The following is a 13,483-nucleotide window of genomic DNA, read 5'->3' on the forward strand; positions in this document are numbered from 1 at the left end:
CGGTTTGTCAGTGCCGTCCCTTAGAACAGAGGGGCACGGCGAGGTCCGCTCGGCGGACGGGAGGAGGTGGCTCGGTGAGTATTTCCGAGCCCTTGGACGACCCGTGGGCCGACAGCGGTCCAGGTGATCGTCTGCCCGCTTCCCGCCGACGCGGCGACGGGGGCGGCCGGGTCCGCGAGGATCAGCACGACCGCCGTCCGGACAGCGGCGGCTGGGACGGTGGCGGTTCGGCGTTCGAGCGGGTACCGCCCCAGGACCTGGAGGCCGAGCAGTCGGTCCTCGGCGGCATGCTGCTGTCGAAGGACGCCATCGCCGACGTCGTCGAGATCCTCAAGGGCCACGACTTCTACAAGCCCGCGCACGAGACGATCTTCCAGGCGATCCTCGACGTCTACGCCCGGGGCGAGCCGGCCGACCCCATCACCATCGCCGCCGAACTCACCAAGCGGGGTGAGATCAACAAGGTCGGCGGCGCGTCGTACCTGCACACCCTCGTCCAGACGGTGCCGACGGCGGCCAACGCCGAGTACTACGCGGAGATCGTGCACGAGCGCGCGGTCCTGCGCCGCCTGGTCGAGGCCGGCACGCGCATCACGCAGATGGGATACGCGGCCGACGACGACGTCGACGAGATCGTCAACCGTGCCCAGGCGGAGATCTACGCCGTCACCGAGCAGCGCACCAGCGAGGACTACCTGCCGCTCGGCGACATCATGGAGGGCGCCCTCGACGAGATCGAGGCGATCGGTTCGCGCAGCGGTGAGATGACCGGCGTGCCCACCGGCTTCACCGACTTCGACTCGCTGACCAACGGTCTGCACCCCGGCCAGATGATCGTCATCGCGGCCCGTCCCGCCATGGGTAAGTCCACCCTCGCGCTGGACTTCGCACGCGCCGCTTCGATCAAGCACAACCTGCCGAGCGTGATCTTCTCCCTGGAAATGGGGCGCAACGAGATCGCGATGCGCCTGCTGTCCGCGGAGGCCCGCGTCGCCCTGCACCACATGCGCTCGGGCACGATGACCGACGAGGACTGGACGCGCCTGGCCCGCCGGATGCCCGACGTGTCCGCGGCGCCGCTCTACATCGACGACTCCCCGAACCTGTCGATGATGGAGATCCGCGCCAAGTGCCGCCGCCTGAAACAGCGCAACGACCTCAGGCTCGTCGTCATCGACTACCTCCAGCTGATGCAGTCCGGCGGCTCCAAGCGCGCCGAGAGCCGTCAGCAGGAGGTGTCGGACATGTCCCGTAACCTCAAGCTGCTCGCCAAGGAGCTGGAGGTCCCGGTGATCGCGCTCTCCCAGCTGAACCGTGGCCCGGAGCAGCGCACCGACAAGAAGCCGATGGTCTCGGACCTGCGTGAGTCCGGCTCCATCGAGCAGGACGCCGACATGGTCATCCTGCTGCACCGCGAGGACGCCTACGAGAAGGAGTCGCCGCGCGCGGGCGAGGCCGACCTGATCGTGGCCAAGCACCGTAACGGCCCGACGGCGACGATCACGGTCGCCTTCCAGGGCCACTACTCGCGCTTCGTGGACATGGCACAGACCTGAGGGGTGTGCCGGGCCGTGCCACGCCCGGGGAAATGCGCTCGACGTGGGCGGTCGTGGCGGGTGGACTGGGGCCATGACGACATCTCAGGAAGAGCTGCTTCCCGCCACCCGGCGCGCGCTGCTGCACCGGATCGCCGTGGCTCAGGCGGACGGCCGGGCCCCCTCGCTGGTCGCGGCCGTCGTCCGCGACGGGCGTGCGGTGTGGCACGGTGCGCGTACCTCGGTCGACGGTCATGGGCCCGACGAGAACGTGCAGTACCGGATCGGGTCGATCACCAAGACGTTCACGGCCGTTCTGGTCCTGCGGCTGAGGGACGAGGGGCTGCTCGACCTCGGTGATCCGCTGGAGAAGCATCTGCCGGGTACCGGCGCCGGCGAGGTGACGATCCGTGACCTGCTCGCGCACACCAGTGGGCTTGCGGCCGAGTCGCCGGCGCCGTGGTGGGAGCGCACCCCGGGGTCGCTGCGGCCCGAACTGGCCGACGTTCTGGGGGAACAGCCCTTCCGGCATCCGGTCGGGCAGCGGTTCCACTACTCCAATCCCGGTTACACCCTGCTCGGGGCCCTGGTCGAAGAGATGCGGGGTGAGGCCTGGGAGGACGTGCTGCGGCGCGAAGTGCTCGAACCCCTGGATCTTCGCCGCACGGATGTACGGCCGAGCGCGCCGCACGCCGGGGGCTGGGCGGTGCACCCCTGGGCGGACGTGATGCTGCCCGAACCGGCGGAGGACCTCGGCCGGATGGCTCCCGCGGGCCAGTTGTGGTCCACCACGGGCGACCTGGCGCGTTACGCCGCCTTCCTGGCCAAGGGCGACGACCGGGTGCTCGGTGCGCAGCCCCTGCGGGAGATGCGGACCCCCGCCGCCCCCTCCGAGGCGGCGAACGTGACCGACGGCTACGCCTACGGGCTGGGCCTCGAAGTCCGGCACCATGGCGGGCGACTGCTGGCCGGGCATTCCGGATCGCTTCCGGGCTTCCTGGCGGGTCTCCAGTTCAGCGTGGAGGACGACGTGGCGGCCGTCGTGCTCGCCAACTGCACCTCCGGTCCGCTCGTTGCCACCGTGGCCGCGGATCTCGTGGGGATCGTCGCTGAGGCGGAACCGCGCATTCCCGGCCCCTGGCGCCCGCTGCGGGAGGCCGATCCGGCGGTGCTGGAGCTGGCCGGGCCCTGGTACTGGGGAACACACGCGTTCGCGCTGCGGTTCACGGCCGACGGACTGGCCTCGCTGGATCCGCTCACGGGCAGGGGCCGGGGATCGCGTTTCCGCCCCAACGGCGACGGCACCTGGACCGGGCTGGAGGGCTACTACGCCGGCGAGGTCCTGCGGGCCGTGCGGCGGCCCGACGGCGCCGTCGACCACTTGGACCTCGGCTCGTTCGCCTTCACCCGGCAGCCGTACGACGACAGCGCCGCCGTGCCGGGTGGCGTCGACCCGCAGGGGTGGCGCGGTATCGGCTGACGCGTCGTCGCGTGCGAGTGAGGGGCTCGTTTCACGTGAAACAGCCGTGGGGCAGACTCACCCGGCGTGAACGGGCCCTTCCTCGCATGGGGGACATCGGCATCTCGACGCCTCAGAGCGGCAGCTTGAATCCGACGTGCGACGCCTCGAACCCGAGCCGCTCGTAGAACCGGTGGGCGTCGGTCCGGCTCCTGTCCGAGGTCAGCTGCACCAACTGGCAGCCCAGGCGCCGGGATTCCTCCACCGCCCACTCGATGAGCCGGGTGCCCAGCCCGCTGCCGCGCTCGTCGACGTGGATCCGCACCGCTTCGATGATCGACCGGGTGGCCCCTCGCCGGGACAGGCCTGGAATCAGCGTCAGTTGAAGCGTGCCGACGATGCGGCCCTCGCGTACCGCGACGACCAGGCGCTGGTTCGGATCCGCGGCGATGTTCTCGAACGCGCTCAGATACGGCGCGAGGTCGTCGGGGGACTCGCGCTGGGCACCCAGCGGGTCGTCCGCGAGCATGGCGACGACGGCCGGGACGTCGTCTGCGACGGCGGCCCGTATCTCAAGATCTCCCATGCCCGCACCCTATGCGGGCAGGGGTGCCTTGAGGGTTTCCACAGCGTGTACCAGAGGGGCCAGCTCCGGGTTCTTCGCCGCCTCGTCGAGGGCCTCGCGCAGTGCGGCGTCGTTGGTGGGCCGGGCCTCTTCAAGCAGCTTCAGCCCGGCCTCGGTGACGTTGGTGTAGATACCGCGACGGTCGGTGGGGCACAGGTAGCGCTCGAGGAGGCCACGGTCCTCGAGCCGGGTGACCAGGCGGGTGGTGGCGCTCTGGCTGAGGACGACCGCGTCGGCGACCTGCTTCATCTGCAGATGTCCGCCGTCGCCGTCGTGCTGCCGGCTGAGCACGTCGAGCAGGGAGTACTCGCGCACGCTGAGTCGGTGCCGGGCCTGGAGGGCGCGCTCGATGTGCGCCTCGATCCTCCCGTGCAGCAAAGAGAGGGCGCACCAGCCCTGAGCGAGGGCGGTCAGCGCGGGGTCCGTCGCTGTCATCGGCGTTTTTCCTCCGTCCCGGAGCGGCTGCTCCCAGGATAGGGCAACCGCGCAATAGAGCGCGTTTGCAAGTATCCCGCGTCTGCAACTATTGTGGACGCACGTAAAGCGCTCCTGCAATCGTCTGGGAAGGTGTACCCCTCCATGCCTCTCGCGCTTCTGGCCCTCGCGATCGGGGCCTTCGGAATCGGAACGACCGAGTTCGTGATCATGGGCTTGCTGCCCGAGGTCGCGGGCGACTTCGGGGTCTCCATCCCGACGGCCGGCTTCCTCGTCACCGGATACGCGCTCGGCGTCATGTTCGGCGCCCCGCTGATGACGGTCCTCGGTACCAAGATCTCCCGCAAGCGGATGCTGATGCTGCTGATGGCGCTGTTCATCGCCGGGAACCTGCTGTCCGCCCTCGCACCGGCCTTCGGGGTCATGCTCATCGGCCGTGTGGTCGCCTCACTCGCCCACGGCGCCTTCTTCGGTATCGGTTCCGTCGTCGCCGCCGAGCTGGTCGCCCCCGACAAGAAGGCCGGAGCCATCGCGATGATGTTCACCGGCCTGACCGTCGCCAATGTCGTCGGCGTGCCGCTCGGCACCCTGGTCGGCCAGAGCGCCGGCTGGCGCGTCACCTTCGGCATCGTCGCCGCCCTCGGCGTCGTCGGCCTGCTCGGCATCGCCAAGCTCGTCCCCGACCTGCCCAAGCCGCAGGGCGTGCACCTGCGCCACGAGCTGGCCGCGTTCAAGAACGTGCAGGTCCTGCTCGCGATGGCGATGACCGTCCTCGGCTTCGGCGGCGTCTTCGCGGCCATCACCTACATCGCGCCGATGATGACCCACGTCGCCGGGTTCGCGGACGGCTCCGTCACCTGGCTGCTGGTGCTGTTCGGCCTCGGTATGGTCGGCGGCAACCTCGTCGGCGGCAAGTTCGCCGACCGCGCCCTGATGCCCATGCTGTACGTCTCCCTGGGCGCCCTGGCCGTCGTCCTGGCGCTGTTCCCGCTCACCGCACACAACAAGCTCCTCGCGGCCGTCACCATCGCCCTGATCGGCGCGCTGGGCTTCGCCACCGTCCCGCCCCTGCAAAAGCGCGTCCTCGACCAGGCACACGGCGCCCCCACGCTGGCCTCGGCCGTGAACATCGGCGCCTTCAACCTCGGCAACGCCCTGTCGGCCTGGCTCGGCGGACTCGTCATCTCGGCCGGGTTCGGCTACACCGCCCCCAACTGGGTGGGCGCCGTCCTCGCCGCGGGCGCCCTCGTCCTCGCCGTGCTCTCGGCCGCCCTGGAGCGCCGGGCCGGTGCACCCAGCACCGTGGTCGCCGGCTCGAAGACCGTCGAGCAGCGCGCCGTCGCTCACCAGTGACCCCGCCGGGCCGTCCCGGGCGCCGGGCCAGGGCCGTCCCGGGCGTCTGTACGACCCGCCCCCCTTGAGCAACGCCCTCAGGCGCAGCTCCTCCGGGCAACGCCTCAAGAGCGCCGCCCCTCCGTAACACCGCACCACGCCCCAAGGAGAGACTCCGTGAGCATCACCGCCACCACTGCCCCCGTGACCCCCCTGACCGTCCAGGACGCCGAGATCCTCGTCGCCGCCGCTCGCCGGGCCGCCGAGGCGGCCGGCGTCACCGTGAGCATCAGCGTGCTGGACGCCGGCGGCCACCTCCTCGCCTTCCGGCGGGACGACGGGGCCGTACTGATCTCGGGGGAGACCAGCACCCGTAAGGCCTACACGGCGCTCCAGCTCGACGCCCCGACCGCGGACCTGGTGGACGCCGTCCAGCCCGGCGGGCTCTTCCACACCCTGCCCACCGCGCTCGACCGGCCGCTGCTGTTCATCGCGGGCGGTCTGCCCGTCCACCGAGACGGCCGACTGATCGGTGCGATCGGCGTCGGCGGCGGTGCGCCGGAGCAGGATCACGCGTTCGCCACCGCGGCCGTCGAGGCGCTCGCCTGATCGACTGCTCCGACAGTACGACGCCGGTCCCTCCAGGGGACCGGCGTCGTCGTGCGCCGCCGCGGTTCAGCCCGCTGCCACCGTCACCGGGGCGAACCGCCGGCTCCAGTCACCCGGCAGGTCGGGGATGCCGTGGGTCATGACGGAGTTGAAGCAGACGGACGCCATGCCGTGCTCCTTGGCCCAGGACAGCAGCTCTTCGTGCCGGACGTCGATGTCGGTGCGCAGCGGCCGGTCGGTGTGCGCGGCGAGGGAGGCCATCAGCGCCTTCGCCGTCGCGGTGTCCCGGGCGATGAGCGGGCCCACGACGTGGGTGTCCATGTTCGGCCACGCGGCGGCGTAGCCGGTGATCCCGCCGCCGTCCTCCGCGACGCGCAACTGGTCGGCGAAGGCGGGCAGCCGCGCCACGATGGGTGTGCGGTCGGCGCCGAACACCTCCTCGTCGAGACGGAGGATGGCGGGCAGGTCCTCGGCCGTTGCTGCCCGGGTGGCCACGGCGTCCGCCGTGCCGTCCGGCGTCAGGCGTCCGACCACCATCTCCGCCCGGCCCGTGGTCTTGAAGCCCAGCTCCTCGTAGAGCGGTCGGCCGTTCGGTGTGGCGTGCAGGGTGAGCGGCGTGGTGCCCTTGTCCGCGAGAACATGCCGCATCAGCCGGCGGCCGACGCCCCGGCGGGCGTGGCGCTCGGCGACCAGCACCATCCCGACGGCACCGAGCACGGGGCGCTCGCGGGGGCCGTACTCCGTGACGACGCATGCGGCGACGAGACCGCCCTCGGGATCGTCGATGCCGTAGCCCGTCCCCGCGGTGAGGAGGAACCCCCACTTGTGTTCCTCCCGCGGCCAGCCACGGTTCTCGGACAGGTCCGCGCAGGCGGTGAGATCGCGAAGCGTCAGACGGCGGATGGGCAGAGCGGCGAGAGAAACAGTCGGCACGCAGGTCAGGCTGTCCGACGGCAGGCCTCCGCGTCCACCTGTTTCACGGCACACGTACGTGCTTTTGGCCATGTCGTGTTCTGGTGGACAGCTCGGGGACAGGCGGGCGACGTTTCACGTGAAACCGGTGTGGTGGCCCGTCAGCCCAGGTCGGGAGCGTGCATGGCCCGAACGCCCTCGATGTTCCCGTCCAGATAGTGCCGCAGGGACAGCGGAACGAGATGCACGGAGGCGATACCGACGCGGGTGAAGGGCACACGGACGATCTCGTACTCGCCAGCCGGCTCGTCCATCTCGGGGCCGTGCCGCTGTGAGAGGTCCATGGATTCCAGACGGCAGACGAAGAAGTGCTGCCGGCCCGTCAGCCCAGGTCGGGAGCGTGCATAGCGCGGACGCCCTCGATGTTCCCGTCCAGATAGTGCCGCAGGGACAGCGGAACGAGATGCACGGAGGCGATACCGACGCGAGTGAAGGGCACACGGACGATCTCGTACTCGCCAGCCGGCTCGTCCACCTCGGGGCCGTGCCGCTGTGAGAGGTCCATGGATTCCAGACGGCAGACGAAGAAGTGCTGCACTTTCACCCCGGTCGCACCACCGTCCTCGCCGATGTGCTCCACGGTGTCCACAAAGCAGGGCACCACGTCGGTGATCTTGGCGCCGAGCTCCTCGTCCACCTCGCGGTGCAGGGCGTCGACGACGGTCTGATCTCCCGGCTCGACCCCGCCGCCGGGCGTCACCCAGTAGGGGTCGAGACCAGGCTTCGTGCGCTTGATCAGGATGAAGTCGTCACCGTCCAGCAGAACGGCGCGGGCGGTGCGCTTGACCACGGGTCGGACGGTCATGGGAGAAATGTGGCCCGGCGCGATCCGCATGAAACATCCCCGCTGGTTTCACGTGAAACATCGCGAACCGTCATGAACGCACTTCGCTGGGTGACGCACCTCAAAGGACTCAGGTCCAGTCGGCGGCTGCCCGCTGGAGCCGCTCATGGGCCCGCGCGATGTGCGGCAGGGCCAGTGTTCCGGTGCGCACCGCCAGGAAGTAGGTCCGCAACGGAGGCACCGGCGGGTGGTGCAGCGCCATGACCTCCCCCCGCTCCAGGGCGGCCGCGCACAGATAGCGGGGCAGGACGGCGAGCCCCGCCCCCGCCGCCGTACAGGTGAGGACCGCGCGGAGGTCGGGGACGATGACCGCGCCGGAGGGCGCGGGGCGGGAGTCGAAGACGGAGGCCCAGTACCGGGAGACGAATGGGAGCGACTCATGGACCTCGACGACGGGGAGGCTTTCCAGGGCCCTGGCGCCTGTACGGCGTAGTTCGTCGCCGTGGACCTGTTCGGCTCGGTGCGGGGCGGCGACCAGGATGTGCTCCTCGTCGCACAGCGCGGTCGCGGTGAGCAGTGAGCCGCGGGGCCGGGTGGTGGTGATGGCCAGATCATGATGGCCGGCCGCCAGCCCTTCGAGCGCCTCCTCGGCGGTCCCGAAGGACGCGCGCAGGGCCGGCCCCCGTCCGTCGTCGCCGGCCGGCTCGGTCAGCGCCGGGAGGGCCCGCTCCGCGATGAACTCCGGCGGCCCGGCCAGATGCAGGGTCCGTAACGACGACTCGTCGTCGGCCCCCGTCCCGGCGATCTCCACCAGGGCGTCCAGATGCGGGGCCGCCTTGTGGGCCAGTTCGTCGCCGATGGCCGTCGGAGTCACGCCGCGGGCCTGGCGCAGGAACAGGGGGCGGCCGAGCTGTCGTTCCAGGGTGCGGATCTGGGAGGTCACGGCCGGCTGGGACAGGCCGAGCAGGGCGGCCGCCCGGGTGAAGGAGCCGGCGCGGTGAACGGTCACGAAGGTGCGCAGCAGGGCCAGATCCATGGCGTGCCTCCCCCTCTCGCCGCCTGTTCAGGGTTCCCGGCCGCGCACCCCACTATAAATATGTCGATAGGTCTCTGTCGCTAGCGTGATTGGACACTGACAGGGAGTCAACTAGCCTGGCTCACGCGGTTCTTGGCCGACGGAACCGCGGACGGTCCGAGCCACGAGGGGGGAGGCTCGGACCGTCCGTCGCGCGAAGCCGGACGCCGCCCGCGTCCGCGAGCAGGTCAGCCGGCCGACTCCGCGAGCGCGCGCAGCAGATCGGCCACCAGGTCCTCGGGGTCCTCGGCCCCCACCGACAGCCGTACGAAGCCCTCCGGCACCGCGTCCCCGCCCCACCGGCCGCGCCGCTCGGCGGTGGAGCGCACCCCGCCGAAGCTGGTGGCGTCGTCCACCAGGCGCAGCGCGTCCAGGAAACGGTCGGCACGCGCGCGCGTGGGCAGCGTGAAGGAGACGACGCAGCCGAAGCGCCGCATCTGCTGGGAGGCGACCTTGTGCGACGGATCGTCGGGCAGTCCCGGATACCGCAGCCCGGTGACGTCCGGGTGCTCCCGCAGCGCCTCGGCCACCTTCAGCGCGGTGGCGTTCTGCCGGTCGGCGCGCATCTGGAGCGTGGCCAGGGAACGGTGCGCCAGCCAGGCCTCCATCGGCCCCGGGATCGCCCCGACGATCTTGCGCCAGCGCCGCACGGCGGTCATGGCCTCGCCGCCGCGACCGGCGACGTACCCGATCAGGACGTCACCGTGCCCGGTGAGCTGCTTCGTCCCGCTGGCCACCGTGAAGTCGGCGCCCAGCTCCAGCGGACGCTGACCGAGCGGCGTGGCGAGCGTGTTGTCGACGGCGACCAGGGCGCCACGCGCGTGTGCCGCCTGGACCAGCCGCCGGATGTCGCACACGTCGAGACCGGGGTTGGACGGCGACTCGATCCACAGCAGCCGCGCGCCGTCGAGCACCTCCAGCTGGGCGTCGCCGCCGGTCGGCGCGGTCCGCACCTCGACACCGAACGCCTCCAGCTGGGCGCGGACCAGGGGCAGCGCCTGGTAGCCGTCGTCGGGCAGCACGACCGCGTCCCCGGCGCGCAGCTGGGAGAACAGCACCGCGGAGATCGCCGCCATCCCGGAGGCGAACACCAGCGTCTCCACGCCGTCCGCGCCCGGCGCCTCCAGCTCGCCGATCGCCCGCTCCAGCAGCGTCCACGTGGGGTTCTCGTCGCGCCCGTAGGTGTACGGGCCCGTGGGGTCGCCCGGCAGATGGAAGTGGGCCGCGAACACCGGTCCCGGCAGCGTCGGTTCGTGCTTGACCGGTTCGGGCAGCCCCGCCCGTACCGCGCGCGTGCCGTCGCCCCGACCGTCGCCTGCTTCGCTCATGCCGCTCGTCCTTCCACCTGCTCGCGTACCGCGGCGAGCAGTCCGTCGCTCGCCGCCTCCACCATCTCAAGGCACTCCTCGAACCCGTCCATGCCCCCGTAGTAGGGGTCCGGTACGTCCACGTCGTCGCCGGCCGCGGGGTCGTAGGAGCGCAGCAGCCGTACCTTCGCCGCGTCCCGCTCGGTGGCCGCGAGGCGGCGCAGGGCCTTCAGGTGCCCGGTGTCCAGGGCGATCACGAGATCGAGCCGGGCGAACCAGGTCGGCTGGAACTGCCGCGCCGTGTGCTCACTGCCGTACCCGGACTCCCGAAGGACGGCGACCGTGCGCGGATCTGCGCCGTCGCCCTCGTGCCAGCCGCCCGTGCCGGCGCTGTCGACCTCGACGAGATGGCCGAGACCGGTCTCCTCGACGCGGGCGCGGAAGACGGACTCGGCCATCGGGGAGCGGCAGATGTTGCCGGTGCAGACGAAGCAGACGCGGTAGCTCATGGCCTCTCAGTCCTCGTCGGGCAGCACGATGTGCAGGGCCCAGGACACGATCGAGATGATCAGACCGCCGATGACGGCCGTCCAGAAGCCCTCGACATGGAAGCTCAGTTCGAGCTTGCCGCACACCCATGAGGTCAGCAGCAGCATCAGTGCGTTGACGACCAGGGTGAACAACCCGAGCGTGAGGATGAACAGGGGGAGGGTCAGCACCTTCAGCACGGGCTTGACCAGGAAGTTCACCAGGCCGAAGACCAGGGCGACGACGATCAGGGTGCCGGCCTTCTTGCCGGTGCTCGATCCGGTCAGGGTGATCTTGTCGAGCAGCCATACGGCGACCAGCAGGGCGCCCGCGTTGGCGATCGTCTTGACTACGAAATTCTTCATGTGTCTGATCGTGGCAGACGGACACGATCAACAGCAGAGGCGAGGGCGAAGAGGGCGATGAAGGCATTCCGGCTGGACGAACTGGAGGCGGAACGCGCCGCCAACGAAGGCGCCTATCTGCAGTTCCTGCGCGAGCGGAACATGTCCGTCGGCCTCTACGCGCTCAACGCGGGCGAACACGACCCGCAAAAGCCGCACAACCAGGACGAGGTGTACCTCGTGGTCAGCGGCCGCGCCGCGATCACCGTCGGTCTGGAGACGACGGAGGTGGGGCGCGGCAGCGTGGTCTACGTGCCCGCCGGGGTCGCTCACAAGTTCCATCACATCAGCGAGGACCTGCGCGTTCTCGTGGTGTTCTCCCCGCCGGAGGGCTGAGCCCGGCCTCGGGGTTCCCTAGGGGACGGGTCAGGGGAGGACCGGGGATGCGAGCCCCCCGTGGGCGCCCTCCGGGGCCCTAGCATCGGGTGCAGGACATCCAGAAGAGTCCGGCACCCGTCAACGGGCCGGTGAGGAAAGGGCCAAGGCGATGAGAGAGATTTTCGCGGGACTGCCGTGGTGGGTGAAGTGGGTCGCGGTGCCGGTCATCGCCCTCGTCGTGTTCGGCGGCGTCATCGCCACGGTCGTCGGCTTCGTGATCGGGCTGCTGTTCAAGCTGCTGGTCTTCGTGGCCCTGGTCGGCGGTCTGATCTACATCGTCCGCAAGTTCACCGCCGGATCGTCCTCGCGCAGCGACTGGTAGGGGCCATGGGACCGGTGATCGCCAAGGGGAATCACCGGTTCCCTCGGGGGAGGGAAGTTTTCCGGACAGCCATTCTGTCCACGGCGGTGGGCGGTTAGAGTCCGGAATCCGACGCGGGGCCGATCCCCCGCGCAGGGCGGACACCCCCGCACCCGTGTTCCCCGCACGGGCTCCCCCTCGCGCTTCGGGAGTGACCCTTGGCCACGGTTGACACCGCACCGGCAGAACCGCACGCACCCCCCACGCGGCCCTGCTCGACCACACCACCGCTGCAGCGGCCGAACCCCACGGCGGGCACCGGACAGCCCCCTGCCGCGACGACCCTCATCAGCTCCGTCCAGCGCGCCATGCGCCTGCTGGAAGCCGTCGCCGAACACCCTTACGGCGCCCCCGCCAAACAACTCGCCCGTGAGACCGGCCTGGCCCTGCCCACCGCCTACCACCTGCTGCGCACCCTGGTGCACGAGGGCTATCTCTGCCGGGAGAAGGGCCTGTTCTTCCTTGGCGAGTCGGCCGAACGGCTGGGCAGCAGCGGAGCGGAGCAGAAACGTCGCAGCACGATCGTGGACACACTCGCGCAGTGGCGCGATTCCATCGGTGTGCCGGTGTACTACGCCATGTACCGCGAGGGCGAGATCGAGGTCATGTGCGTCTCCGACACCCCCGGCAACCCGGCGGTCGAGGAGTGGGCCGACTTCCGTGAGACCGGCCACGCCCACGCCATCGGGCAGTGCCTGCTCTCCCAGCTGGACGACGGCGCCCGCCGTGACCACCTCGCCCGCTACCCGGCGCAGGCCATCACCCCGTACACCGTGTGCGACAACCACGCGATGTTGCGGCGGCTGGAGCGGATGCGGCGGATGGAGCCGGTGATCGAGCGGCAGGAGTACGCCCTGGGGGCGGTGTGCGCGGCCGTGCCGATCACGGTGGGCACCACGGCCGCGACGATGGCCATCTCGCTGCCGGCGCACCAGGCCGACCGGCTGCTGCCCGCGGCGCGGAAACTGCAGGACGAGATCGGGCGTCTGCTGGGCTCGCTGGCCCTCTCTATCAGTATCTGAAAACTCACTCCTTGTGATCTCCCATGCACGTTCAGCAAGATGCCTCCAGTGTCAAGGGGTTCATTCCCAGCCAGTCGACGGCAAGTGACGGGGTAGGCGAATGCGCGAGTCCGTGCAGGCAGTACAGGCAGAGGTCATGATGAGCTTCCTCGTCTCCGAGGAGCTCTCGTTCCGCATCCCGGTGGAACTGCGTTACGAGGCCTGTGATCCCTATGCCGTACGGCTGACGTTCCATCTTCCCGGCGATGCGCCGGTGACCTGGGCGTTCGGCCGTGAGCTGCTGCTCGACGGGGTGGGGCGGCCGTGCGGGGAGGGCGATGTCCGGATCGCACCGGTCGAGGCCGACACCCTGGGTGAGGTGCTGATCCGGCTCCAGGTCGGCGGCGATCAGGCGCTGTTCCGTTCGTCGGCGGCGCCGATCGTGGCGTTCCTGGACCGCACCGACAAGCTGGTGCCGCTCGGCCAGGAGGGCGCGCTCGCCGACTTCGACGCCCATCTGGAGGAGGCGCTCGACCGCATCCTCGCCGAGGAGCAGAGCGCGGGGTGACGCGTCACGTCACCAGGGTGGCGTAACGGTTCAGCGCCGAGGGGTGAGGCTGTGCAGGAACGCTTCTGCAGTCCTTGAGCAGCCACTTCCCAGCCTTCCGTAGCCCGTCC

16 protein-coding genes and 1 pseudogene are annotated in these 13,483 nt (G+C 70.4%); 8 read left to right on the forward strand and 9 right to left on the reverse strand.

Annotated elements, in window-relative coordinates; genetic code table 11:
• The first annotated feature begins 74 nt into the window (after window positions 1–74).
• Window positions 75–1,556, forward strand: a complete 1,482-nt coding sequence (dnaB, locus tag AC0B9F_RS29255; RefSeq protein WP_472007613.1) for a replicative DNA helicase — start codon at window positions 75–77, stop codon at window positions 1,554–1,556.
• Between the two features lie 73 nt (window positions 1,557–1,629).
• Window positions 1,630–3,015 carry a serine hydrolase domain-containing protein gene (locus AC0B9F_RS29260; protein WP_472007615.1) on the forward strand — a complete coding sequence of 462 codons (1,386 nt, stop codon included), beginning with the start codon at window positions 1,630–1,632 and terminating at the stop codon, window positions 3,013–3,015.
• A gap of 112 nt (window positions 3,016–3,127) precedes the next feature.
• Here AC0B9F_RS29260 and AC0B9F_RS29265 read toward each other — a convergent pair whose 3' ends face one another.
• Both AC0B9F_RS29265 and AC0B9F_RS29270 read right to left on the reverse strand, forming a co-directional pair.
• A complete protein-coding gene (locus AC0B9F_RS29265) occupies window positions 3,128–3,580 on the reverse strand; it encodes a GNAT family N-acetyltransferase (RefSeq protein WP_472007617.1) in 453 nt (150 codons plus the stop codon).
• 9 nt (window positions 3,581–3,589) lie between these two features.
• Window positions 3,590–4,054, reverse strand: a complete 465-nt coding sequence (locus AC0B9F_RS29270; protein WP_472007618.1) for a MarR family winged helix-turn-helix transcriptional regulator — start codon at window positions 4,052–4,054, stop codon at window positions 3,590–3,592.
• A gap of 144 nt (window positions 4,055–4,198) precedes the next feature.
• Here AC0B9F_RS29270 and AC0B9F_RS29275 point away from each other — a divergent pair, with 144 nt between their 5' ends.
• Both AC0B9F_RS29275 and AC0B9F_RS29280 read left to right on the forward strand, forming a co-directional pair.
• The gene (locus tag AC0B9F_RS29275) at window positions 4,199–5,407 is read left to right on the forward strand and encodes an MFS transporter (protein ID WP_472007619.1); all 1,209 of its coding nucleotides are present in this window, start codon (window positions 4,199–4,201) and stop codon (window positions 5,405–5,407) included.
• A gap of 156 nt (window positions 5,408–5,563) precedes the next feature.
• A complete protein-coding gene (locus AC0B9F_RS29280) occupies window positions 5,564–5,995 on the forward strand; it encodes a GlcG/HbpS family heme-binding protein (RefSeq protein WP_472007620.1) in 432 nt (143 codons plus the stop codon).
• Window positions 5,996–6,061: 66 nt separating this feature from the next.
• Here AC0B9F_RS29280 and AC0B9F_RS29285 read toward each other — a convergent pair whose 3' ends face one another.
• From AC0B9F_RS29285 to AC0B9F_RS29315, 7 genes and pseudogenes are all read right to left on the reverse strand, one after another.
• Entirely contained in the window at window positions 6,062–6,928 is an 867-nt protein-coding gene (locus AC0B9F_RS29285; RefSeq protein ID WP_472007621.1) for a GNAT family N-acetyltransferase, read from the reverse strand.
• 140 nt (window positions 6,929–7,068) lie between these two features.
• Window positions 7,069–7,296, reverse strand: a pseudogene (locus AC0B9F_RS29290) (NUDIX hydrolase); the annotation flags it as partial.
• Window positions 7,290–7,772 (reverse strand): NUDIX domain-containing protein, encoded by a 483-nt coding sequence (locus AC0B9F_RS29295; protein ID WP_472007622.1) that lies wholly within the window; start codon window positions 7,770–7,772, stop codon window positions 7,290–7,292. The pseudogene AC0B9F_RS29290 and the gene AC0B9F_RS29295, both read right to left, overlap by 7 nt.
• Before the next feature lie 109 nt (window positions 7,773–7,881).
• Window positions 7,882–8,787, reverse strand: a complete 906-nt coding sequence (locus tag AC0B9F_RS29300) for a LysR family transcriptional regulator (protein ID WP_472007624.1) — start codon at window positions 8,785–8,787, stop codon at window positions 7,882–7,884.
• Between the two features lie 227 nt (window positions 8,788–9,014).
• Window positions 9,015–10,154, reverse strand: coding sequence for a cystathionine gamma-lyase (locus tag AC0B9F_RS29305; protein ID WP_472007626.1), 1,140 nt, complete (start codon window positions 10,152–10,154; stop codon window positions 9,015–9,017).
• Window positions 10,151–10,642, reverse strand: a complete 492-nt coding sequence (locus AC0B9F_RS29310) for a low molecular weight protein-tyrosine-phosphatase (RefSeq protein WP_472007628.1) — start codon at window positions 10,640–10,642, stop codon at window positions 10,151–10,153. Before AC0B9F_RS29310 ends, AC0B9F_RS29305 begins: the two co-directional genes overlap by 4 nt.
• A gap of 6 nt (window positions 10,643–10,648) precedes the next feature.
• On the reverse strand, window positions 10,649–11,026 hold the full coding sequence (locus AC0B9F_RS29315; RefSeq protein WP_472007630.1) for a phage holin family protein: 378 nt from the start codon (window positions 11,024–11,026) through the stop codon (window positions 10,649–10,651).
• 57 nt (window positions 11,027–11,083) lie between these two features.
• Here AC0B9F_RS29315 and AC0B9F_RS29320 point away from each other — a divergent pair, with 57 nt between their 5' ends.
• The 4 genes from AC0B9F_RS29320 to AC0B9F_RS29335 all read left to right on the forward strand — a co-directional run bounded on the left by AC0B9F_RS29320 (window position 11,084) and on the right by AC0B9F_RS29335 (window position 13,373).
• Window positions 11,084–11,401, forward strand: a complete 318-nt coding sequence (locus tag AC0B9F_RS29320) for a cupin domain-containing protein (protein ID WP_472007632.1) — start codon at window positions 11,084–11,086, stop codon at window positions 11,399–11,401.
• 151 nt (window positions 11,402–11,552) lie between these two features.
• On the forward strand, window positions 11,553–11,765 hold the full coding sequence (locus tag AC0B9F_RS29325) for a DUF5326 family protein (RefSeq protein WP_472007634.1): 213 nt from the start codon (window positions 11,553–11,555) through the stop codon (window positions 11,763–11,765).
• 197 nt (window positions 11,766–11,962) lie between these two features.
• Window positions 11,963–12,826: an IclR family transcriptional regulator gene (locus AC0B9F_RS29330; protein ID WP_472007636.1), complete on the forward strand. Its 864-nt coding sequence runs from the start codon at window positions 11,963–11,965 to the stop codon at window positions 12,824–12,826.
• 100 nt (window positions 12,827–12,926) lie between these two features.
• Complete coding sequence (locus AC0B9F_RS29335) at window positions 12,927–13,373, forward strand: SsgA family sporulation/cell division regulator (RefSeq protein WP_472007638.1); 447 nt, start codon at window positions 12,927–12,929, stop codon at window positions 13,371–13,373.
• The last annotated feature ends 110 nt before the right edge of the window (window positions 13,374–13,483 follow it).

Source organism: Streptomyces sp. NPDC097129 (assembly GCF_055668065.1).

Coding starts and splice junctions, on each gene's coding strand:
- AC0B9F_RS29260 (WP_472007615.1), top strand. CDS start 1,630: ATGACGACATCTCAGGAAGAGCTGCTTCCCGCCACCCGGCGCGCGCTG.
- AC0B9F_RS29265 (WP_472007617.1), bottom strand. CDS start 3,580: ATGGGAGATCTTGAGATACGGGCCGCCGTCGCAGACGACGTCCCGGCC.
- AC0B9F_RS29270 (WP_472007618.1), bottom strand. CDS start 4,054: ATGACAGCGACGGACCCCGCGCTGACCGCCCTCGCTCAGGGCTGGTGC.
- AC0B9F_RS29275 (WP_472007619.1), top strand. CDS start 4,199: ATGCCTCTCGCGCTTCTGGCCCTCGCGATCGGGGCCTTCGGAATCGGA.
- AC0B9F_RS29295 (WP_472007622.1), bottom strand. CDS start 7,772: ATGACCGTCCGACCCGTGGTCAAGCGCACCGCCCGCGCCGTTCTGCTG.
- AC0B9F_RS29300 (WP_472007624.1), bottom strand. CDS start 8,787: ATGGATCTGGCCCTGCTGCGCACCTTCGTGACCGTTCACCGCGCCGGC.
- AC0B9F_RS29305 (WP_472007626.1), bottom strand. CDS start 10,154: ATGAGCGAAGCAGGCGACGGTCGGGGCGACGGCACGCGCGCGGTACGG.
- AC0B9F_RS29310 (WP_472007628.1), bottom strand. CDS start 10,642: ATGAGCTACCGCGTCTGCTTCGTCTGCACCGGCAACATCTGCCGCTCC.
- AC0B9F_RS29315 (WP_472007630.1), bottom strand. CDS start 11,026: ATGAAGAATTTCGTAGTCAAGACGATCGCCAACGCGGGCGCCCTGCTG.
- AC0B9F_RS29320 (WP_472007632.1), top strand. CDS start 11,084: ATGAAGGCATTCCGGCTGGACGAACTGGAGGCGGAACGCGCCGCCAAC.
- AC0B9F_RS29325 (WP_472007634.1), top strand. CDS start 11,553: ATGAGAGAGATTTTCGCGGGACTGCCGTGGTGGGTGAAGTGGGTCGCG.
- AC0B9F_RS29335 (WP_472007638.1), top strand. CDS start 12,927: ATGCGCGAGTCCGTGCAGGCAGTACAGGCAGAGGTCATGATGAGCTTC.